Genomic DNA, 23,335 nt, shown 5'->3' on the forward strand with positions numbered 1-23,335 from the left:
AAGTCGTTACTTCTTGAATGGAGCCAGGAATGAAAGGGAGTGCAGGTTACGAAGCAGAAGAGGCAGCGGTTTCTGATCGGCAGCTTCTATCAGGGAGATGAATAAGTTTTTTTCTTTCGGCCAATTCCGCTCGATGTCTCTGCAACGATCGCAGGAGCTGCCGTTCGGATGCGCGATTCGCTTCGCTATCTCCAACAAGCCTGGTTGGTACGAGGAGCGTGCGATGGAGCAGCCAAGTAGTTCAGCCTCCTTCCGACACGTCACATTTCCGGGAGCAAAGGACCGGTTCGCAACGCGGAACATCGCGAGATCAGGTTCGGAGTCCCCAATGGCGGCTACATCCGTTTTGGGCAAGCCGACGAGATCCAGCATTGCAAGCAATCCAACACCTTTGTCGATGTTCTTCGCAACAATTGCAGTATCCAGGCCCGTGTGATGTATCCGAAGCCGGTCGGCTCCAAGCTCCGAGAGTAAGTCTTGAGCGAGGAGTGCGGGAACCGGAGCTGTACGGCCGTTCTGGTAAGTGAATACTCGGAGCGAATACAGATAATCGTCGTTGAGGAAACATCCGGGAATTCGTCGGAAGGCGTCTCGCGTTCTTTCCAACTCCTCTAGAGAATCTTTGTCGACGAGCACCCGTTGTCGATCCGAAAGTGCGTCCCACACAACTGCGCCATACTCAGCCACCCCGCCAGCAAAACTGTATTCTCGGCAGTATTGCTTAACCTCACTAAGCGTTCGTGCTGTATTGACGGCGATACAGAAATGATGAGCGTGCAGCAGGGAGAGTGCTTTGATGCCGGCCGCAGTTGTGCAGGGAACTCCGAATACCATGCGATCGAGGACTCCGTCGATATCAGCGACGACCAATGGCGTATGCCAATAGATGTCCTTCGGTTTGCTGCAGAGTCTTCCACACTCCTTTATTGATTCTTTCACCAGGAAATTCCACGCAGAGATATATTGGCGATTTGCTTCACCTCGAACGGAAAATAAGCGCGGTTGAGTTAAATCGTGATCTGCAAGGCTTTGCGCGCGTATACCTGCGAGAAATTTATTGAAGAAGAGCCGCTCGTCCACATTTGTGTCGCCGCTCTCCTGGATGTAGCGCTTGACCAGGCATTGAGAATCCGCATCCGACAGGCCAAACTCAAGCATAGCTGTTGCCAGATCAAAAGCAGGATCGGTAATGCCGAGCTCGTTTTTTCCAAAGCAATGATGTTCAAAGTCGGCTTTTTTCGGAACGTCGCCTGTAAGCCAATCACCGGGCGTCATCCTGCTATCGGTCATTACGGGCAAGAAGCGATTCTGTTCTGCAAGTCGCCTCCGCAACCATGGTCGTTTTGCAGCCGCGACGATACGAGATCCGTAAGCTCGAATCAGATAACCCGATAGAAGTTCCAGACCCTTGTGCCGATCTTCGGTTACCAAGTCCAACGCGGGGTCATCTCTTAGCCAAAGGTGTTTCGCTCGTGCCGCAACATAGCTGGCGAGGTAATCAACGATGCCTGTGCTGTTCAGACTTGAGACAGCCTGGGTCTTTCCTTGCGGTAGCCACTCGGAAAACAGAATTCCGTCGCGAAGTCCGACAATAGGCGCAGTCCATTGACCCAATCGGTGACCTGCAATAAATGAGTGATAGCCTAGCCATCCCCAGCCGACGCTCTTCGCAAGAACATAGCGAACTTCCTCTGATCCGTTCGAGTGTTTGACATGGACCTCGTAAATTCTTTTGAGGCGGTGATCAACACGCTCGGGAGGTCGATCTCGCCAGGTCGAATTCAGGTTTTTGAATTCACCGCCGCTGACGACGCGAACATCCGAATAGCCGCGTGCTTTAAAGTACTCGTCGAGCAGTACTTGCATCTTGGAAATAGAATCCAACACGCGGCATTTGTAACGCTCGGCAGGTTCAAGGCTTACTACGCGAATTTTTGGAAGGGATTGAAGGAGGCGCGAACTCTTCCAATCGGGAAGTGCCGGCTCAACAGGATTTAGGACAACTATATCCGCTTCAGCAAAGCCGGCTCTGCGAAGGATTGTGATTGTCTTCGCCAGCGTTTGTCCCGAGTGGACCGACTCGTCGGCGATCAACGCGCGGCACCTTTGGCTCGCGGCGCGCTCGAGCTCTCTCTGCTCCGAGCCTGTAATTCCCTTTGACGGTCGAATAGCAATCCAACGCGCATCCGTATCTTTAGCTCTGAGGTAAGCGCAAGTCAACGGTGCCAGAAATGAACCAGCCGTACGCAATCCGACCACAATGGCAGGACGGACCGGATCGGCAAAGTCAAGCATGAATTTGCGCGCTAGTTCGAGACAGTCAGGAGTTGCAAAGTCTCTGGAACGGAAAAATGCTGGGATCTTTGGACGCAGGCATCCAACTGTTTTTCCAAATCGAGCCGGCAGCAGTTCTTTGAGCTGATCACGTTGCCTTAACGCCGATGATCGATCCGTATTGTTGACAAGCGCATGCTCAATAAAGTCAGTTACTGTATTCGCCCATACCTGCTTCCATCGAACCAGCCTCGCTAAGAACAACAGCCGAGTGCTGCTCCGCCATGCAAGGCCCTTGTGCGCCGCCCGAATTGCCGGGCCAGCCAGAGGCAGAACTTTGGCCAGCTTTGAAAAATCAAAGACAGTTCCTAGTAGGTAGTCATCGATGGTGTCGGTGATTGTGCAGGACAAAAGAAAAATATTTATCGCTACTTCTGAGTACTGCCAACCGTTGACATGATCGAGTTTATTCAATTCCGATGCGAGCCGCTCGGCGACTTCGTTCAATCTGGGAAACGCATTTATGCTCCACGAATACCGGCTATAGAACGATTCTTCCTCGGCAAGAAAAGCCACGGGGAGGACTTTCGAGCATCTATCGCTGTCCTCAACAGGAGCAGTCGCTTGTGGAAGCTCGATGTGAGGGAGAGTTGAGGTTGTTACGCTGGTTGCTACGCGTGAATCCCAGATGGGAGACATCCGTGAAAAAGCGTCGGTTGGAACCGCGGGTGACAATGCTTGTCTACAGTCTGTGGGTTGAGTGCTCATGATTACCTGCTTGTCTATAACTTTGTGGGCTTGAATTAAGACTGAAGCTGATGCGGCAATGCAGACAGAGCGACAGTTGCATGGCGTGTCGCTGATTCAGTTGGTCTTGATATGATCCACTGCGCTCGCATCAAAATGATCTCGATGAGGCGCTTCTGGTCGGCAAGAGTGCTAAATGTATGATCGCAATCTTTCATGACATCGAGAGTCAATTTGCGCTCGGTGCAGAGCTTCTTTAGCAATTTGGCGGCTGCCGATCGAAGCTCATCGAGGCGGTGATCGCCTTCCGAACAAATGAAGCTGACGCGAACGCCTCGATTGGCCACGCCCGTCAAGGCAGAACGGAAGTCCTGGTAGAGGGACGACGTTTCGTCTTCCTCATCGATCAAATGCTTGATGCCGAACGATAGAGTTCGCGCGAGTTGTTGGTAATTGGCTCTCCCTGTGAGCAGTCGCCGCCAACTCCCGAAGTTAAAAAAGGCAAACCGGCGATAGTAGAACAACGCACTCCGATTAGCGGCGCCAGGGTCTTGCCCAGCATCATCTTCGTCGATCGAAGGAAAGTTAATTAGAAGCGTTCCAACTACGCGAGAATCGCAACACGCAGTATCAAAAGCGATCCTGGCTCCCGAGCATCCCCCCAGCAGAATGAATCTGCGAACGCCCTTGTTCTTGCACAAGAATTCCATGGCGTCTTGCGCTTCGGCTACAGCACTCTTTGGAAAAGCAAGACCGTCCTGGCGCACAGGGCTATCACCGATTCCCGAGAAATCGAAACGCAGCGTCAAAAATCCAGCCCCGGCCAATGCGCGTGCCAGCTTGACGTAAACACGTCCCGCACCAACTCGATGCACAATACCCGCGTTGAGTAAGATGACCGCTGTCGAAGCATCCTGCATGGCAATTTCGGGATTGCCGGCAACAATTCCGACGAGCGAGTTAGATGGTCCAAATCGGACAGCTTCCTCGTTCACGCGTGAGCTCCCGATGTCCAGGCGACGATTGAACGCAGTGGGTGATTTGGGACGAGCAAGTTCCCATCAACGGTAGGCTGCCATATCTTTGGGGCCTTGATTTGTTCGCCTTCAACTCTCGCGCCATGAGCGATAAGATGGTCAGCGAGAACACGATCCCCCGAGTCGCTGGTATTAAGTGTCAGCATCCTCGCGTGTACATTGGGGGAGACAGAATGAAGGTTCAAGTGCTCGAGTTCTTCTCGCAATGCTTTCGGTAAGCTAAAGCCAACGATTTCAGCTACCGCCGTATTCCGCTGCTTCTGCCGCCGCTGCCTTAGAGCTTCGCTCTGGAGCTGCGTTAGCTCGGCGAGATACGCCGTTCCGAGTACGACCGGATCCCAAAGCACAAGGCCTGCCACATCATCTCTTTGTGCAGCTGAAGCAAAAGCAAGTGCTGCACCAAGTCGAAGACCAATAAGGCAGATCTGTGCTACTCCTGCTCTGGATTTCACTTCTGCTGCAGCCGTAGAAACATCTTCCAACCATTGAGTAACTGTGCCCTGATCTCCTTCGCCGACTGAGTCGCCGCACCCATAAAAATCGAAGCGGAGAACCGGAAATCCAGCTTCGCAAAGCTTGGTGGCTAATTGACGAAGAGCACGATGGCAATAGATGTACTCGTGTCCCATCGGTTGGCAAATCACCACTGCAGTGTCTCGTACTATCGTGCATTGTGGCTCGTGGTAGCAGCCGAAGAGCTGCTTATCCGACGCCCCGAAGTAAAAGGGAATTGTTGTACTTTGGCGATTTACTGGCATTGCAGTCGCTCTGCACAACTCGCGGCAAGCTGACGAAGGCTTTGAAATGCCAACTCGTTCGTCTTTATTCGGACGCCGAAATGCTTGTGCAACCGGGTAACAAGTTGCACTGCGGAGAGTGAGTCTCCTCCGACATCGAGAAAGTTGTCGAAAGGGCTTACAGTGTCTAACCCAAGAACTTCCTTCCACAGCTCGGCCATTTTCTGTTCAATCGGAGCACTCACGATTTCTGCGGGAGCAGGTTGCTCGGCAACTTGTGGCGGAGGGAGCGCGCGTCGATCGAGCTTTCCATTTGAAGTGACCGGAAGCTCATCCAGTGTTACAAGCATGGGGATCATGTACGAAGGGAGCAATTTGGCTAGGTACTCACGAACGTCTGTCATGGAGAATTTTGATCGATCCTCGGGAACGACATAGGCCACGAGTGAACGAATGGCTGGTGAGTCTTCGCGGACTGCGACTCGTGCCTTACTAACTGACTTATGATTGTGTAAAACGGCCTCAATCTCTCCCAGTTCAACCCGGATGCCGTGAATCTTGACCTGATCGTCGATTCGCCCAAGAAATTCAATAGTTCCATCTGCCCGATATCGTGCTAAATCCCCGGTTTTATATAGCCGGTCGGACGGAGCAATTCCAAACGGGTCCGGAATGAACTTCTCCGCTGTGAGTTCAGGCCGATTCAAGTAGCCTCTGGCCAAGCCAACACCGCCAATGTGTAGCTCCCCAGCAACTCCAATAGGTACCGGCTGAAAATTTCGATCGAGAATGTGGATCTTCATATTGGCGATCGGCCGACCGATAGGAACAGTTGACCCGTCCCAATCTGTAGTGCATTTCCAGGAAGTGACATCGACAGCAGCTTCTGTAGGGCCGTAGAGATTGTGTAATTCAGCGTTGGATCGTTCAAAGAAACGTTTCTGTACCTCAATCGGGAGGGCCTCGCCGCTGCAAATTACGCGTTTTAACGATGTGCAGTCTTCGACTCCTCTGGCTTCCAAAAAGATCTGGAGCATGGAAGGCACAAAATGCAATGTCGTGATGCTCTCTAGCTGAATCAATTCAATCAGATACTGAGGATCTCGATGTCCACCCGGTTCCGCGACTACGAGTGTGGCGCCGGTGATGAGAGGCCAGAAGAACTCCCAGACTGAGACATCAAAGGTATAGGGAGTCTTCTGTAGAACGCGATCATCACTCGTTAGCTGATATGCATCTTGCATCCAGAGCAACCGGTTGACTATGCCGGCATGGACATTGAGTACTCCCTTCGGCTTTCCGGTTGAGCCCGAAGTATAAATCGCATAGGCAATATTGTCTGGCTTGGCGGTCTTCTTTGGGTTCGACGCTTGTTCTCTTGTGATCTCATCTCGAGACGTGTCAATTGCAACAGTTCGCGCAGCACACATCGACAGCCGATCGAGCAGATGCTCCTGTGTGAGGACTAAAGAGACGCCGCTATCTTCAATCAGCATTGCCAAGCGGTGCTGCGGAAATTCGATATCGAGGGGAAGGTATGCTCCTCCGGCCTTGAGAATTGCAAGAAGCGCGACCACCATGTCCACCGAACGTTCCATGACTACGCCGACTGGTACTTCGGGGCCGGCGCTAAGCTTGCTAAGATAATGAGCGAGCCGATTAGCTCTCTCGTTGAGCTCTCGATAACTGATCCGTAGTTCCCGAAAAATTAGCGCGATAGCATCTGGAGTTTGTTGTGCCTGGCGCTCTACTAACTCGTGCAGGCAGACATCAGTGGAAAAATCTTTGTATGTACTGTTCCACTCGACCAAAATCTGATGCCGCTCTGCTTCTGTCAGAAGTATCAGCTCAGAAATTCGCTTTTCCGGATGAGTGGAGCCATTGGCAAGGAGCATTTGCCAGTGGCCGATCATGCGCTGGATTGTGCCCGCGTCGAACAAATCGGGGTTGTATGTTATTGGGCCAAAAACAGAGTCTCCGCGATCGTCGACCACGATGACAAGATCAACCTTGGAACAGCCATTCGAAAATTCCTCTGTAGCCATAACCCAATCGTCACTCACATATGCGGGTTTCGGTTGCTGCGAAAGCACAATCTGGAAAAGAGGATTGCGACTCGGATCAGGGCGCTGTTTTACTGCCTTAACAATTTCCGGAAATGGCATTTCATCGTGTGCCAGAGCTCCCAAAAGCGTCTCCCGAACTCGCATTTGGAGCTCTTTGAAAGTTGGGTTTCCCGAAATATCAAAACGCAGGGGAAGCGGGTTTACGAAATAGCCCGCCACATCTTCGAGTTCTGGCCGCCTTCGCCCGGCGGTAAAGCCGCCGAGGACAATATCATTCTGATTGGTGTAGCGATGAAGCAGCGCAACCAGGCCAGTAAGGAGCGTCATGTAGAAAGAGACTCCTGCTTGCTGGCTGGCATGTCTTATTTCGGGAATCAAGTGCTTAGGAAGCGAGAAACGCTCGATTTCGCCGCGATGGGTTTGCACAGCTGGCCGTGGGCGATCGCATGGCCATTGAAGAAGAGGGAGTTCACCCGTCAGCTGCTTGCGCCAATAGTCGGCATGAGTTGATGCAGCGGATGTTTGCTGTCTCTGCCAGTAGGCGAAATCAGCATATTGAATGTTTGGCTCACGAAGAAGGGAAGAAGCATTTTCTGACGAGAATGCTTCGTAAAGACTTACCAACTCTGGAAGGAAGACACGGTAAGCACTCACTGCGTCGAACACGATTTGATGAAACGTAACGAATAGCGAGTAAGCATCCTGCTCGGTCCGAAGGAGGAGTGCCCGAACAAGGAAACCGGAGCTCAGATCGAATGGCCGGCGGACATCTTCGGTGACCAGGCGCTTTATCTGCGCTTGCTGTTCCGCAGGGGGAAATTTGCAGATGTCATGGAAAGGAATCGGAAAGTGATCGGCTGCTGGGTGAATAATTTGGACAGGCTTTCCATTTACAAGATCAAAGTTAGTACGCCAGATTTCGTGGCGCCGCATGATTTCGACTAGACAACGTTCGAGAATGCCCATGTCCAGTTGCCCCTGGCGGTGTAGCGTAATGCTCTCGTTGTAGAGCGGGATGTTGCCGGCGATTTGCGAATGCAGCCAGACCTGCTCTTGCGAGAAAGATAGTGGAGCTGCTTCTGGCCTGGGTCGTGGACCGATAGAAGTTGACGATTCGCCGGCTGTCACCCTGCTGTTCAGAAGCCTGGTAAGTAGGCTGTGTTTTACTTCCGATAGTCCGGACGTGCTTGCCATTGGAGCCTTCGTTTGTGGTTAGAAATGCTGCTGGTTGGATCAGGAGAACTGGAAGCGCTGGAACTCGCAGAAAAGCATCAGCCCGGGCTAGCCCAAACCGATCGCCGAAATTCGAATCTCAGGATTCTCGGATATAACTTGGATCAGGTTAGTGTAGTGGGCTATAAAACGAGTGACTGTGTCAGCGTTGAACAGATCAGGATTATATTGGACGCGTCCCATCAACCCTTCCTTCCCATCAATGAGTGCCAAATAAAGATCCCACGGAGAGCCCCCGCTGCTGATATCCATCGAAGTTACAGTCCAATCAAAATCGAGGGCAGGCATCGTAGGCTGAAGCGACGTCGCTACTGTAAAAAGCGGGTTTCTGCTGTGGTCAACTGGCAAGTTCAAGCGTTGAGCCAAGACTTCGACCGGTAGCTCGTCGTTGGAGATAGCCTCCAATGTCACACGCTGCGCTTGTCTTAACAATTCACGAAACGTCATGTTCCGGGTAAACCGAAACCGCAGAGCAACAGGAGTGAGGAAATAGCCTATAAGATCCTGCACGTCAGACCGTTTTCGTCCAGACGGAGAGGGGGTGCCAATCGTGAAGTCATCTTGGCGTGTGTATAAATGCAGCAGACTCGCAAGGGCAGATAACGCAACCATGAACAGTGTGACGCCTTCTGTTTTCGCCAAGCTTTTCATAGCATCGGTCACTGGTGCGGCCAACACGAACTTCTCGATCTTCCCACGGAAACTCTCTCGTTCCGGACGTGGACGGTCCGTCGGCCAATTGAGTCGCGTCAGGTGTGAAAGCTGCGTTTGCCAGTACTCCAGTGTCCTTATGAAGCTCGCGCCTTCCAATTGTTTACGCTGCCAGTGTGAGTAATCCGCGAATTGAATTGGTAGAGACGAGAGCTCTGGTGCTCGCCCAAACACATGAGCGCGATAGTTAATAGCTACTTCTTTCGGGAAGATCTGATAAACAGACACTCCGTCCACAATGCTAAGGTGGGCAACAACGTAGAGCCGATGCTCAAGATCACTCAGTTTTATAAAATGCGTCCGAAGCAGGGGACCATTCCTGAGATCAAATGGCTGTTGAGCTAAATGCCCGATGACCATCTCAATGGCGGCTTCCTGGTCTGCTTCACATAACCCTTCCAAATCGACTACACGGATCTCGATCGGTTCAGCCGCCGAATGGACCACCTGACGTACATCGCCATTCTCAATGTCGTAGCTCGTCCTCCAAATGTCATGGCGCCGGACAATATCGTTGAAGCTCTTTTGCAGCGCAGAGACATCCAGAGGCCCTCTCATCCGAAGCTGAATGCATTCGTTATAGAGAAGCGGAACATTAGGCGTATTAATCTCTCGTCGAACGAGTTGCTCTTGCGATAATGTAAGTGGCGCTGCCAAATCCTCGTTCCGCTTCGGTATGCCGGGTAACGGAAGGGGATTTTGGCGGATGCGTGCGTGAAGGTAGCTCTCCAGGAGGCTGCGCTTGGCTGTCGACAATGCAGGTGCGACGGTCATAGACGTGAGAGTGAAGGGTTCTGCGCTTAGAAACCTAGTTGGAATCCCGAGGTGCGCCAAAGGAGATCGGCAGACGGGTAAGACCGCGCAATCCCAAATTGTTTCGCCAGACCAGCGGTCCAGGATCAAGCGTCCAGTTCGGTAGCCGGCTCAACATCATTTCAAACGCGGTTTGTCCTTCGATTCGCGCCAGTGCGGCGCCAAAACAGAAGTGGGCGGCCCACCCGAACGCAAGATGTCGATTGTCGGTGCGCGTAATATCAAATCGATCCGGATCTGGGAAGCGTTCCGGATCGCGATTGCCCGCGGCCATGACAGCAATAACGGCTTGGCGTTTGGCAATTCGCTTTCCGCCAAGCGTTGTATCTTCTGGAGCGAGTCTCGCGGTATGCTGGCTTGGGCTCTCATAGCGCAACATCTCCTCCACGGCAGAGGGGATGAGCACCATGTTATTGCGAAGTTTCTGGAGTTGATCTGGGTTTCTCAGCAAAGTAAGAACGCCGTTGCCAATCAAGTTAGTCGTGGTTTCCTGTCCGCCAACCATGGTGACGATGCAATTGGCGATTACTTCTTCTTCGCTGAATCTATCCCCATCGACTTCGGCGTTCATCAGCGAGTTCACCAAGCCTTCTCTAGGATTGCGTCGCTGCTCTCGGATTGCGGCTCGGAAATAATCCGCCATTGCCAGAGTACTCTTCAATACTCGCGCGGCGCGGTCCGGATTATGCTGAAAGTTGCCGAGCATTTCTGCGAAATCCTGCGACCATGCTTTCAGCTGTTGATAATCTTCCACGGGCACACCGAGCATTTCCGCAGTGACAATGCATGGCAGGGGCTCAGCTAAGTCGGCAATGACATCCATATGCCCTTGTTGCTCCACTTTATCCAGCAGCGAATTCGTAATTTCGCGAATATGGGTGCGCAGCACCTCTACTCTCTGCGGTGTAAACGCGTGCGATGCAAGTTTGCGGATGCGCGTGTGCGCAGGAGCATCCAGAAACAGCATCTGCTTCACCATTACTTGAGCAATCGGACCCAGCGAGTCAAGTCCTATTTGAGACAGTTGCTGCGGGGTTGGCGTTCGCTCGGCGGAGTAGTGATACAACACTGTGACAACATCGGCATAGCGGGTGACCACCCAGGCGTGTAGGAAAGGATCCCAGTGCACAGGATCCTCGCTACGAAGTCGATGGAACATTGGATAAGGATTGGCCAGTACCTGTGGATCGAGCAGATAGTACAGGCTGAGACTTCGATTCTGAGCGGACGTAATAGAAAGATGTGCAGGAGCACTCATAGGAGTTCAACCTTATGCTGCTGCTGATGCTGTTCCGCCGAGGAGGCGCAGAGCTTCCTCATCGGTCATGGCTTCCAATTTGGCCATCAGCAGTGTTTCGACCTCGGCGGAAAGCTTTGCCGCAGTGGGAGCATCAAACAAGCTTTTCAGAGTAAGCTCTACTCCGAATGCATCGCGTATCCTAGCGATAAGTTGGGTGCCAAGCAGAGAGTGACCTCCTAAGAGGAAGAAATTGTCTTGTACACTCACCTCCCCAACATCGAGCAGGGAAGCCAACATGGATCCGATTCGTTCTTCAATAGGATTACGTGGTGCAACAAACGCGCTATCGCGAAGTGTATTCGCAACGTCCGGAGCTGGAAGTGTGGGTTTATCTACTTTGCCGCTGGAATTCAGAGGCAACGTATCGAGCTTCACAAAAATCGAGGGGATCATATATTCGGGAAGACGGCTGGCCACGAAATTCCGCAGTTCAGTATGACTGACAGTAGCATTGGGCTCGGCGACAAAGTAAGCAACGAGGCGCTTATCTCCGGGCTCAACCTCACGTGCCACTACAGCGCAAGCTTGAATCGCATAATGCTCATCCAGAACCTTTACAATCTCCGCTGGCTCGATTCGATAGCCCCGAATTTTCACTTGCTCATCGACTCGACCAAGAAATGCGATCTCTCCATTGGGCAAGACTTTCCCGAGGTCACCCGTTTTGTATAACCGCGCATGTGGCGCAGTGTTGAATGGGCTGGAGACGAATCTCTCCGCTGTAAGGTCCGGGCGATTGCGGTAGCCACGAGCGAGACTGGAACCTCCGAGGTAAATTTCTCCTACTTCCCCAATTGGGACTTGCTTCATCTTGTCATCAAGAATGTGAATTTGGACGTTGTCGATCGGCCGGCCAATCGTGGGGAGTTGATCGGTATGCTCCGGATTCGAAGGCACGGTTCCAGAGGTTGCGACCACCGTACACTCAGTCGGACCGTAATTGTTGACGAGCTGGAATCGCAATTTGCGTGATGGGTAGTGGTGGAGTGTGTCAGCACCGGTCAGCATGATCCTCAGGGAATGCTTGTTCGGCCATTCGAGCGTCGTTACGCGCTCCGCCAGCGGGGTTGGCAGGAAGGTAATTGTGATTCCTCGTGACACAAGCCAATCCCGGACTGCCGCCGGCTCATTCATAACCACGCCGTCTCCGAGGTGAACGCTTGCTCCTGCTGTCAGGTACGGCCATATCTCCCATACTGCCGCGTCAAATCCAAGTGATGCAAGCTGACTTGCACGATCCTTCGCCGTTATATTGAACGCGCGGTGATGCCAGGAAATGAGATTCATCAGTCCGCCGTGTGTGAGCTCTACTCCTTTCGGCTGACCTGTAGACCCGGATGTATAAATCACATAGGCCAAGCTGCTGCTCGCTATTTTGGGTGAAGCGACGGTCCGGTCATCGCTAACATCTGCTTCCGCAATCTGGCCTGAAGGATCAATTACGACAGTCGGCTCCATTCGAGATGAAAGCGATGAAGATAAACACTGCCCTGTAATCAAAGCTGCAGCGCGAGCGTCATCCAGCAGATAGTTCAGGCGCTCTGGAGGAGAACTCGGATCCAGCGGTAAATAGGCTCCTCCAGCTTTAAAAACGGCCAGAGCCGCCACCAGCATGGCGATCGATCGATTGAGGTAGATTCCTACAACGACGTCCGGACCCACTCCTTTTGACTGTAAAAGTCGAGCCAAACGATTTGTTCTTGAATCCAGATCTGCATAGGTAAGCGACAGGTTGCCACATACTGCCGCAAGACTGTCGGGAGCACTCATCGCGCAGTGGCTTACAAGCTGGTGTACGTACTTGGCTTCGGGCTCTGCCAATTCGGGAGCGGGCTGAGCATTGAAGAATGTCGGATCGATCATAGAAATGTGGCTAGCAAATGGACAAACAGAGACTTCTGACATGAGATTGCTCCTGGTTATAGCAATAATGAATGGATCGTTTCAGCTCTGGGGCAGGCTCACTGACCGCATCGCATAAGCTGCGCAACTGAAAATCAGGTTCTTAAAGCTGCGCGAAGCGATGAGGGAGACTCGCCCCTGAGGATCGTTAAGCCGCGGAAGCATCACAACCTTGAATCCGCGTTTTTGCGGAGACCAGCAAAGTTCGACTTCTCCAAAATCGATGTAGTGTCTAAAGCTGGGAAATAAGCTCTTATATAACGCTTCTTTAGCTGAAAATATCATGCACAAACGTTGAAGTGAGTTACTGCCTTCATGGATCCATTCGCGTTCAGTTGGACGGCAGACCACGCTCTCAATTCCAAATTCCTGGATTCGTCTTGTATCCTCTAAGTCAATTCCAACAAATACTGAGTCAGGTGACTCCGTCACAGCCGCGACACTCCAGGGAGCACAGTGCGTAATCGATCCGCTGATTCCATGAGGCCAGATTGGCTCTCCTGCGTTGCCGCGACCAACTGCACCTTGGTCCGTCCCGAGTTTTCCGAGAGCAATGCGGGCCGCCACTCGCCCTCGCGTCCAATTCGCGCGTCGCTTTGCCGACGAGAGCGGGCTGATGGCACAGTCCTCTTCTGCAAGTAGCGTAGATCGAAGAGCAGCAGATTCAGATGCAATGCCCATTGCGATCTTTCCAACGTGATTAACCGACATGCAGGCTACGTTCACGGCTGCATAGAGTTCTGACTCAAGAAAGGCCTCGAGGGTATCGGCAACGTCTCCGAAGTGTGCCTGTGCACACGCCTGTGCTGAACTTTCCATTTCCTAAAATGAACAGCTTTGCGCCTGAGAGGAAGAATTTGTCTTCGGTTCTCCTGAGAAGAGACTCTGCAATCGGACCAGAGACATTCCAAGAAAGTTCGGAAACACGTACTCGGCTCCTGCTTGGAGTAAGGCACTTGCTCGAACACGATCTGCGATACCGATACATTTCATACCGATTGCTCTCGCTGAGCGTATAGCGATCGCAGAATCTTCGAAAACCAGCGCATGCTCACATTGAACCTGCATTTGCTCGGCAGTCGCAGCAAAAATTGCCGCCGTCGATTTTCCCGATTTAAATTCATCAGCTGTGCAGACAACTTGAAAGTAGTTTCTGATTTGCAACAGATCTAAAGTGTGATGAACCCGACGGAAGCTGCCACTCGACGCCACAGCTAACATAATTCCAGCGGTCTTTAATTGGTGTAGCAAATGTCGGGCGCCGCTCACCGCATTCACATCGTTAAGGTATTCGGAATAAATTCGATCTTTCTGGGCTGCGTAGCTGGAGAACTCATCCTCAGTGACTTCACCCATGAAATAACGGAGCAGCTCTTCCTTGGTCCTGCCTTCACGAACGACTTCGAGATCCTCATCGCTGACGGGCGCTCCTACGGAAGTTAGGAATCTTCTCCACGATGCGAGGTGAATAGGGTGACTATCGGCGAGAACTCCATCCAGGTCAAAAATTGCTCCTGCAAGCATGAGAATCACCACTTAAGCTAAAGAAGCAGCCTGGGAATATCGCGGCGCGAAGATCCAGCGCATTCCGCATTTTTCATCGCGATCGATGAAGGGATCATTCGCCACGACCTTTGCGCCTTGCGAGTCGAACGCAAAAGCCATCTCCCGGAGTTTCATTGCGGAGAGCGCCTCTCGGACTTTCTCCTGATATTGATCCTCACAAAGAAGCAGAAGAAAGCCCCCGCCGCCCGCTCCAGCGATTTTTCCGCCTAGCGCGCCGTTTCGCCGAGCGAGTTCGTAGGCCTCGTCAATCAAAGAGTTGGAAATATTCGGGGAGATTCTTTTCTTTGCCTGCCAGCTTTCGTTTAACAAATCGCCAAAGCTCCAGATATCTGCATTCGCCAAGGCGGCACGCATTCGATGCGCCAGCTTTCGAATCTCGTGAAGAGAATCCAGAGTACATCCTGTACACTTCTTCGTCGATTGTTCCTGCTCTTGCAAAAGCTTCCACGAGTTATGAGCAACGCCGGTGAAAAACAGCATCAAGCTGCTCTCTAGCTGTCGTTGGCAGTCACTCCTGAGTGGAATCGGTTCCACATAAGAAGTTCCATCCTCGTGAAAAGTGATGAAGTTTAATCCGCCGAATGCGGCAGCATACTCGTCCTGCTTTCCCACCGGCTTGCCGAGTATGTCGCGAGCAATGTGGAATGCCCGCTCTGCCAAATCATACTTAGAAGCTGAGATGTCAAGGTATGTGTTCAGGGCTTTGAGTACCCCAACACACACGCTGGCCGAGGAGCCCAATCCAGTGCCGGCGACGATCTCGGAGGCGAGAAACAAATCGACCGAGAGCCTACGTCCGAGTTCCTTAATCGCAGCGAGTGGAATCTCAAGGGCACTGCTGGTTACATCCATCTTAGAAATATCGCGCCACGTCTCTACGACTCGCAAATCGGAAGAGATAACCTGAATCTTTTCATCGGTCCTTTTTTGCAGGATTGTATAGAAGTACTTGTTAATCGACGTGCTCAGAATGCACCCACCGAATTTCTCGTAGTACGCCGGAAGGTCCGTTCCGCCACCGCCAAAGCTAATCCGTACCGGACTGCGCACTATCAGCATCGCAGATCCTCCCGAGCTCGAGTTTTATTCCAGACACTGGGGGTAACAAAGACGGCAGTACGATTTTGTGCTCCCAAACCATTCTCTGCAGTAGAGTCCAGGCAGTCTGAACAATGAGGCAGACATCCAGAAACAATGACCAATGGAAAATATATTGAAGGTCAAAGTGTGCCTTTTCGTCGGACGAATGCTGCTCCCGGAATCCATGAACTTGTGCGAGGCCAGTCAAGCCAGGCCTAACGCTGAGACGCTGACGCTGCCACATCGAATAATGCTTCACGCGTTCAATTGCTTCCGGCCTCGGACCTACAAGGCTCATTTCCCCCTTCAATACGTTGAAAAGTTGCGGAAGCTCGGTGAAACTGAATTGTAGAAGAAGACGCTCGAAACGTTTAAGGGTAGTGCATTCGCGTTGTATATTCAGCCGAAACATCAGAAATGGCCTCCCCTCCTGTCCGCAGCGCAATTCTTTACGGAAGACTTGTCCTTTGCTCCAATGGAGGAGCAGAGCAGAGACTAGTAGTAAAGGCATCGTAAGAACCAGTAGCAACGTTGCTCCGACAATGTCCAAGAGACTTTTCATATGAATACTCCATGGACAAAGAGCATGTTCCTCGAGGGACAACAGCGGTACGTCCTCGATTTCCATTAGACGGGCTTTTGAAAGATACAGCTCGTACTGTTGTGGCAGCACGCGGACTTGTAATCCTGCTTCACGACAGCTGGCGAGCAACTGCTCGGTTTCTGATCCGGGCGGTATGGGCTCGATCAGAATCAACTCGTCAGCATTTGCGTTCTTTAGCTGATCCAGAATGCCCAACGTGCGAAGGGTCACAGTGTCGCTTCCCAATGAGAAATGCTCTTGTGAGCCGTCAGGATTACAGGGAAACAGGACGCCAACAACTTCCATGCAGAGCTCAGGATGTCGAGCAATTTTTTTCATGAGCTCAGGAACCATCCGTCCACTCCCGACGATGATCACCCGTCGACTAGCGTGTTTGCGTAAGCGCGAATCTATTATGAAATGGACTGCATAGCGGATTCCCACGAATCCTGCGATCAGCAAGAGCGCAAGAGATACAAAGGATCTATATGGATAGTATTGAGATACAGCGAGGCTTGAAAAGCCAAATCCAATCAGGACATATGCAACAGCTACAACCACGTGAGCTATCACAGTCGGTGCATGCCAGCCCTGTTGAAAGCCAGCCAAGTCCTTCCGTAGATAAAGCATGATCCAGAGAGCAAACATCACCGCCAGGGCTGGATTGCGCAGCAGCGCCGCAAATGTTTCCTGCTGTACGGAAAAGTTACCAGGTAGCACCCTCGCGAGCGATACGGACATAACGATCCATGCGAGGTCGCCAGCAAGGATTAGATAGTACAAGGCTCGGTTTACATTCTCGATTTTCATCGCCGAGTTCACGCTGCCTGGGCCACAGATTGTTGGCAGGCAGTTTGCTCCCACTGCCACGCCCCAGCAATAATTTCGTCGAGCGAAGAGTGCTCTGGCCGCCATCCAAATTCGTCCATAAGCTTTTTGGGATTCGCGCACAGAACAGCTGGATCACCTGGCCGTCGTTCTGCCGCTCGTACTCTGAGTTTTGTGCCTGTAACCTTCTCAACGCTTTCGCAAACTTGCTTCACTGAGTAGCTTGTTCCGGTGCCAATGTTGTACGCATAGAAGCCGGAAAACCGCACCTTTTGCAGCGCTAGAATGTGCGCGGCCGCAATGTCAGTCACGTGAACATAGTCGCGCAAACACGTGCCGTCCGGAGTCGGATAGTCAGTGCCGTAAATATCAAAGTGATCGCGGCGTCCTGAAGCTGTTTGCAGGAGAAGAGGAATGATGTGTGTCTCCGGGTCATGTCGTTCTCCCCAATTCATTGCGCCTCCGCATGCATTGAAATAGCGAAAAGCAACGACGGACCAGCCATATGCCGAGGCGTACCATTTCAAGATTTGTTCAAACACCAGCTTACTTTCGCCGTATGAGTTCGTGGGATTCTTAGTGTGTTCTTCGGGTATAGGCACAGTCGAAGGTGAACCGTACACTGCTGCCGAAGACGAGAATATAAACTTGTTGATGTTGTACTTCCGAAGGGTTTCCAGCATTATGATTCCAGACGCAACATTGGAGTCGAAGAACGCTCCGGGATTTGTTACTGATTCTGGAATCAGCGCTTTGGCAGCAAAATGAAACACCGCATCAAAGTGCTTCGTCTCCAGAAGCCCGGATAGCGTCTTAGAATCTCCATAATCACATTCGTGCACCGTAGCTTGCTCCGGAGGAGCTTCACAATGCCCGGTCGAGAAATTATCAATGATGTCGACCGAGTAACCCTGCTTCAAAAGCTGAGCACAACATGCGGAGCCAACGTAACCAGCACCACCAGTGACCAAAATCCTTTCCATCAATAAGCTCCTTCCATGTTCAAGACTTTGAGCGGCGTCCGGAGCAGAAGAATGAAATCCATGCCCAAACTCCAGTTCTGCAAGTAATAGATATCCATCTGCACTCTCTCTTCGTAAGATACCGATTGCCTACCGAAGACTTGCCAGTATCCGGTCAGCCCGGGTTTGGAAGAAAGTAAGAGACTCTTATAGGGACCATATTTGTCCAGCTCTGGCGAAGTGATCATGCGTGGCCCTACAAGGCTCATTTGTCCAATCAACACGTTGAACAATTGGGGAAGCTCGTCAATACTGAGCTTTCGCAGCAGAGCTCCAACTCGTGTGATCCGCGGATCATTTGCGAGCTTGAAGTTTCGCTGGTATTCCGCCAACAACCTAGGATTGGCGGCGAGAAGTAAGTCGGCATTCCTTCGCATGGTGCGGAACTTAAATGCATCAAAGTCGCCTGTCGGACCAAGCACACGACGGCGATGGATGAGTGGTGCACCGTCGTCGATGAACACCAGTACCGCTGCAAAAATAAAGAGTGGCAGAAGCAAAACGATTAAAGTCGCCGCTCCGAAAATGTCTAGCAATCGCTTCAACATTTCAAGATGAATGCCTCGCTTACGGAACCGAGGGCTCGCTATTGAGTTTCCGATAGCCGGACAACTGTGTTGTATGACGGAAGAACGACTCATGCTGTTCATGTGGAGGGGGATAATGGACGAGAGATTCGAAACGATGTGTGAATGACGGCGCTACGGCCGAAGGAGATTCCCCTCGAAGACCTCTATGCGGCGAGCGCCGCGGAAGAGGCATGTTGAGGCATCAGGTGCGTGATCCGATGGCGGAGTACGGTAAAGACAGCGTGCGCAACACCGAGCTGTAGGTCTTCAATAATCTGCATGCTGTCCGATGGGATGACAACACAAAAGTCGCACAATTGTGGCATCTTTCCACCTTTGAAGCCTGTGAGCCCGACTGTCACTGCTTGTGCCTCGCGAGCAGTCCTCAGTGCTGAGAGGACATTCGGCGAACAGCCGCTCCCGCTGATACCAAAAGCAACGTCACCTGGTTCAATGAAGTTTCGCAGTTGCTCCGCAAATACCAGCTCATACGAAGCGTCGTTAGCCCATGCCGTGATCAGGGGAATATTGTCGGTCAACGCAAGGACACGAAAGCGTTTACCTGAGGCTTCACTGGTAGCGGTCCCCTTGGCAAGATCGCACGCAAAGTGAGAGGCCAATGCCGCACTTCCACCATTACCAAACAGAAAGACTCTCCGCCCTCGTTCATACGCCTGAAGCAATAGTTCTACGACCCGCTCAATCTCAGCGTAGGGCAATTCTGCGACGACCTTGCCATATTGTTCGAAATAACTACTTGTATCAGTGACCGCTGCGGCGAACGGTTGCTGAATAGCGGCGTCGATTGAAACCGGCCGAACTAGAGTTAACAATGTGCTTTCAGTTTGCATTTGAACATCTCCCGGAGATTCACTGAATCATAATGATAAATCGAACTTACGCTGCTGGTCGCACACCGGAATCGGCATCGAGCTGAATGATATGTTCCTTTAACCCGCTCGCGCGTGGAGTGGCGCTCCAAGTTGCGCCTTGACGCCCCGTCACATATGCCCAGAAGCCCAGCAAGAGAGCCAGATTCATCGAACAGAAATTGAGAGGTAACGAAAACAACGAAATGGGCCGAGCCCGCTTTGAAAGCACGTATCCCATCACTGCCATCGAGTAGAAAAGACATTGGATTACAAAGACAATTGCAAACTGTGTTGTTCTTATCATTGCAAAGCTGCACAAGAACGCAACGGTGAGGCAGAGTGGCGTAACCCACCGAAGAAGTCGATGAGAAATAAATGTGAAGGTCAGCAGCCCGCGACAAGGATTTAAATAATGAGGATTACGAAATAGAGTCTGATAATTGCCTGCCCCGATACGTACTCTGCGGGCGAACTGCGCTGACAAATTCGGAGTAATTTCCTCAATTGCAATTGCCTCCGGATCGTAAACGACGCGGTGGCCACGAAAGCGAAGCTCAAGAGGAATTTGGAAATCTTCGACGATTGAGCCTGCTTCCGGCTCAAAGAGGCACCTGCGCATGGCGAGAGCTGCACCATTACCTCCCTGTGCACAATTGAGGCGGCTTTCGAGAATCTTTATCGCCGATTCATATCGCCAATACATCGACTCCCCACCAGAGTCGCCTTTGTGCACCGGTTTCCGAATCTCTTCCCCGCTGACGGCTGCGACCTGGGGATCGCGGAAATGGCGCACGAGATTTCGTACACACTGACGATCAAGCATGGTATTGGCGTCGGTCAAAACGATAATTTCCGCTGTGGTCTGCCGGGCCAAGTCCATAAGGACGGCCAACTTGCCGCGTCGATGTGGGAACTCTACGACGCGCATGCGGTCACCCGCAGCTTCTTTAAGAAGTTCGCCTGTTGAGTCGCTCGGTGCATCCAAGCCAAACCAGACTTCCAGTCGATCATTTGGATAATCGAGTTCCCGGGTGTTCTCGACTTTTGCTGAGATAACAGTTTCTTCATTGTAGGCAGAAACCAGTATTGCGACTCGCGGAAAATAGTTGGTTGAAGGAGAACATCGCCGGTTAGTTCGGCGAAGCAAGTACTGACAATCTGTTTTTGCCTGGCACAAGGTGGATAAGCAAAACAGTAGGGCAGGATAACCTGCATAGTTGTAGGCGACGGCGATGGCGCAGCACCAAAAGATTGTGTGTAGGGCAGTCATTGGGCAAGAGTGGGGACTCGCACAGCATTTTCAACTTGTTCTCGACGGCTACTGATTGAGGGATCCGATTTGCGGGCAATGCACCGGAGGGCCGCGGCGATTGCGACTATATAAAAAAAGTAGTAATCGTAGGCCAAGTGAGCGACACAGGCTCCGAAGGCAAATGAGAGCAAACTGACGAGAGTCGCACTCGCCATTAACGCCAGTTCAGGCCGATGGAGGCATTTGCGTGCTGTGCGTCGGATGCGATACATCTTGCGTATTGCTGCGCTCAAAAGCACTACATAAAGAATGACTGCGGGCAATCCGGCCTCAGAAGAAATCTGCGTGAACGTATTGTGAGTGCCCATCCATGCGTTCGGTTCTCCGCTGTGTTGTGCACCACTGACGAGATTGAAGTTCCCCAGACCCAGGCCAAAGATCGGATGCTCCAGTGTGTACTGGATGGATCGATGTAACAATTCCATGCGTCCTTCTGTGGATTCCTCCGCCGCAAGCTCTTCCAGTTCTGAACGAAACTGCCCTGTGTACGCGGGTGTATCGGAGCTGTTCCACAGAGTCCCAAGACGATCCCAAAACACTGGTGGAGCGAAAACAACACCCATAAGAAGAACTGCCGCGATACACATTCCAACGATTCGGCCTCGGGAACTACCACGCAGCAGAAGCACGGTGGTCAGCACAACGGAGAAGATCACATTAAGAAAACCTCCTCGCGACGCCGTCAGAATCAGCATCCAGAGCATGCACAAAGAAGTTGCCGCCAACAAGGATGTGCTTAGAGCTGATCTGCGCGTAATAAAGATCACTGCAATGTATGGAATGGTCATTGCAGCAGCAATCCCGAGGAAGTTCCACCCAAGAAACCCGGTATTTGCCCCATAAATGCGCTCGCCTACCCAGAGGGCTCTTGACGGCTGAAGTATTGAAAAGCCAGTCGCCAGCAACTCACTCAGAAGAATCGCCCAGAGCAACACATAAATTCTGTTGAGCGTGGTCAATGTCAGCGTGAGTAGTAAATAAACAAGGACGGTTTTAGCCCACACATAGGCAAAAACATCCAGGCTGCCGCTTTTCCAGAACGCAAAAGGTATTCCGACTAGAAACCAGGCACTGAGCAATGCGACGAGTTTGGTTTCGAGAGTCCATGGGATACGGGTCTTTCTCAGCATCAGTGCACAGCCGCAGATCACGGTCGCGCATGCAGCGAACACGAACGTCAAGTGAAGAGGCGCCACGATAGGAAATAAGTCTTCAGGTCGCGCGTAAATTACAAATGTCAGGAGCCATAGGAAAAGAAAGCCGACATCCAGGCGAGGTTTTCGCGATACGGCTCCGCTATATTGCTGCTGTTCTCTAGCAAGACTTTTGGCTATACCTGGCCTTGCCTGGAGTTGCAGCTCCGACGACTGGGAAAACGCTTGCATTAGGGAGAGCAGAGAACTAGTTATTCACTGGCATGGATCGCAAGTCGAACCTTTACAGTAGAGCCATCGAGGTTGGGTTCTAAGTCGCGATTAGCCGAACGCAGTTCCGGCGATTCCGTGTATAAAGCTTCCAAAGAGCTGATGAGACGCTCAAAGCTGAAGTGCTCGATGACGTGCTTGTGGCCAGCATCTGCTAACCGGTGACGAAGCCCCTGATCGTTGAGCAAACGCAGGATCGCAGCGGAAAGAGCCAAAGGATCAGCCGGAGGAACTAGAAGGCCTGTGACTCCACTCTCGATGATCTCCGGTACTCCGCCAACGGAAGTTGCGATTACCGGAAGATGCGCCGCCATAGCTTCGAGCACCGCATTTGGAAAACCTTCTGAATCGGAGGGCAATACCGCAATATCGCAGCACGCCAACAGTTCAGGAACATCGTTTCTCGATCCAAGAAAAAGGAAGTTGTTACCAAGGCCGGCATCTCTAACTTCTTTCTCCAGCTTCCCCCTTTCTTTACCGTCGCCAATCAACGCGAAGATAACATTGGGGAAATCTCGACACACTTCGATTGCAGCTTTTATCAGAGTACTGTGACCCTTGACAGGGCTGTACATATTCGCTAGTACCGCAACAATCTGGGAAGTTGTTGAGAGTGAGGAAAGCTCAGGGGCCTTATGTCTGGCATGTGTAGCGTTCGAAAATCGCTCGATATCGATGCCATTAGGGAGGACAGCGATCTTTTCGGCCTTTATCCCGTCTCTATGCACAAGAAGATCGCGTATGGACGCGGAGTTTACGACTACATGATGCGATACCTTATAAATCAATCCCGCAATTCGAGTCCGCTGCCGGCCAGACCACCACTCCAGATCGAGGTACCGACGACTGGAAATGATCCTTGGTGTACCAGCTAATCGTGCCGCTGGCACCCCGAGCAAGTTAGACATCAAATGGTGGGAATGAAGAACATCGAAGCGGCGCTGCCGCAGAAAGAATATCAAACGGAACAGCTGGCGAAGACCTCCAAGCGACAGGAGCTTTCGCCTTTTGCGAAACTCTCTAACTGGAATGCCAGCTTCTTGCAGCACTCCCAGCAGGGGCCCTTCGCTCCGCAAGCAAGCAACAGTAACATCGCAGCCAGCGGCGGCTTGACGAAGTGCAGTTTGCACTGCTTGTTTTTCCGTTCCGCCAACGTCCAAGCTTTCGACCAGGTGCAGGATCCGCAGAGGACGTCGCGGATATTGCGTGGTCTTTGTGCGAATACCGATCGGTTTGTGCAGCTGTGTCATCGTGAGTAC

The 23,335-nt window shown here is 51.9% G+C and carries 17 protein-coding genes; all 17 read right to left on the reverse strand.

Annotated features, from left to right (window positions below; genetic code table 11):
- Window positions 1-6: 6 nt before the first annotated feature.
- The 17 genes from VFU50_06990 to VFU50_07070 all read right to left on the reverse strand — a co-directional run bounded on the left by VFU50_06990 (window position 7) and on the right by VFU50_07070 (window position 23,326).
- Window positions 7-2,850, reverse strand: coding sequence for an HAD family hydrolase (locus tag VFU50_06990; protein ID HEU5232589.1), 2,844 nt, complete (start codon window positions 2,848-2,850; stop codon window positions 7-9).
- A gap of 227 nt (window positions 2,851-3,077) precedes the next feature.
- Window positions 3,078-4,016 carry an alpha/beta fold hydrolase gene (locus tag VFU50_06995; GenBank protein ID HEU5232590.1) on the reverse strand — a complete coding sequence of 313 codons (939 nt, stop codon included), beginning with the start codon at window positions 4,014-4,016 and terminating at the stop codon, window positions 3,078-3,080.
- Entirely contained in the window at window positions 4,013-4,816 is an 804-nt protein-coding gene (locus tag VFU50_07000; GenBank protein ID HEU5232591.1) for an alpha/beta fold hydrolase, read from the reverse strand. Before VFU50_07000 ends, VFU50_06995 begins: the two co-directional genes overlap by 4 nt.
- Window positions 4,807-8,055, reverse strand: coding sequence for an amino acid adenylation domain-containing protein (locus VFU50_07005; GenBank protein ID HEU5232592.1), 3,249 nt, complete (start codon window positions 8,053-8,055; stop codon window positions 4,807-4,809). The genes VFU50_07000 and VFU50_07005 overlap by 10 nt, the downstream gene beginning before the upstream one ends.
- 87 nt (window positions 8,056-8,142) lie before the next feature.
- Window positions 8,143-9,579, reverse strand: coding sequence for a condensation domain-containing protein (locus VFU50_07010; GenBank protein ID HEU5232593.1), 1,437 nt, complete (start codon window positions 9,577-9,579; stop codon window positions 8,143-8,145).
- A gap of 34 nt (window positions 9,580-9,613) precedes the next feature.
- Complete coding sequence (locus tag VFU50_07015) at window positions 9,614-10,876, reverse strand: cytochrome P450 (protein ID HEU5232594.1); 1,263 nt, start codon at window positions 10,874-10,876, stop codon at window positions 9,614-9,616.
- Between the two features lie 12 nt (window positions 10,877-10,888).
- Window positions 10,889-12,781: a non-ribosomal peptide synthetase gene (locus VFU50_07020; GenBank protein HEU5232595.1), complete on the reverse strand. Its 1,893-nt coding sequence runs from the start codon at window positions 12,779-12,781 to the stop codon at window positions 10,889-10,891.
- Between the two features lie 81 nt (window positions 12,782-12,862).
- A complete protein-coding gene (locus tag VFU50_07025; GenBank protein HEU5232596.1) occupies window positions 12,863-13,639 on the reverse strand; it encodes a 4'-phosphopantetheinyl transferase superfamily protein in 777 nt (258 codons plus the stop codon).
- A gap of 3 nt (window positions 13,640-13,642) precedes the next feature.
- A complete protein-coding gene (locus VFU50_07030) occupies window positions 13,643-14,344 on the reverse strand; it encodes an HAD family phosphatase (protein ID HEU5232597.1) in 702 nt (233 codons plus the stop codon).
- Between the two features lie 12 nt (window positions 14,345-14,356).
- Window positions 14,357-15,445: a hypothetical protein gene (locus VFU50_07035; GenBank protein ID HEU5232598.1), complete on the reverse strand. Its 1,089-nt coding sequence runs from the start codon at window positions 15,443-15,445 to the stop codon at window positions 14,357-14,359.
- Window positions 15,414-16,859: a sugar transferase gene (locus VFU50_07040; protein HEU5232599.1), complete on the reverse strand. Its 1,446-nt coding sequence runs from the start codon at window positions 16,857-16,859 to the stop codon at window positions 15,414-15,416. The genes VFU50_07035 and VFU50_07040 overlap by 32 nt, the downstream gene beginning before the upstream one ends.
- Window positions 16,860-16,867: 8 nt before the next feature.
- Window positions 16,868-17,860: a UDP-glucose 4-epimerase GalE gene (gene galE / locus VFU50_07045; GenBank protein ID HEU5232600.1), complete on the reverse strand. Its 993-nt coding sequence runs from the start codon at window positions 17,858-17,860 to the stop codon at window positions 16,868-16,870.
- Window positions 17,860-18,447 (reverse strand): sugar transferase, encoded by a 588-nt coding sequence (locus VFU50_07050; GenBank protein HEU5232601.1) that lies wholly within the window; start codon window positions 18,445-18,447, stop codon window positions 17,860-17,862. Before VFU50_07050 ends, galE begins: the two co-directional genes overlap by 1 nt.
- 185 nt (window positions 18,448-18,632) lie before the next feature.
- Window positions 18,633-19,319, reverse strand: a complete 687-nt coding sequence (locus tag VFU50_07055) for an SIS domain-containing protein (protein ID HEU5232602.1) — start codon at window positions 19,317-19,319, stop codon at window positions 18,633-18,635.
- Between the two features lie 46 nt (window positions 19,320-19,365).
- Window positions 19,366-20,610 carry a glycosyltransferase family 2 protein gene (locus tag VFU50_07060; protein HEU5232603.1) on the reverse strand — a complete coding sequence of 415 codons (1,245 nt, stop codon included), beginning with the start codon at window positions 20,608-20,610 and terminating at the stop codon, window positions 19,366-19,368.
- On the reverse strand, window positions 20,607-21,782 hold the full coding sequence (locus VFU50_07065) for an O-antigen ligase family protein (GenBank protein HEU5232604.1): 1,176 nt from the start codon (window positions 21,780-21,782) through the stop codon (window positions 20,607-20,609). The genes VFU50_07060 and VFU50_07065 overlap by 4 nt, the downstream gene beginning before the upstream one ends.
- A gap of 275 nt (window positions 21,783-22,057) precedes the next feature.
- Complete coding sequence (locus tag VFU50_07070; GenBank protein ID HEU5232605.1) at window positions 22,058-23,326, reverse strand: glycosyltransferase; 1,269 nt, start codon at window positions 23,324-23,326, stop codon at window positions 22,058-22,060.
- Between the last annotated feature and the right edge of the window lie 9 nt (window positions 23,327-23,335).

This window comes from Terriglobales bacterium (genome assembly GCA_035764005.1).
Taxonomy (GTDB): Bacteria; Acidobacteriota; Terriglobia; order Terriglobales; family Acidobacteriaceae; genus Gp1-AA112.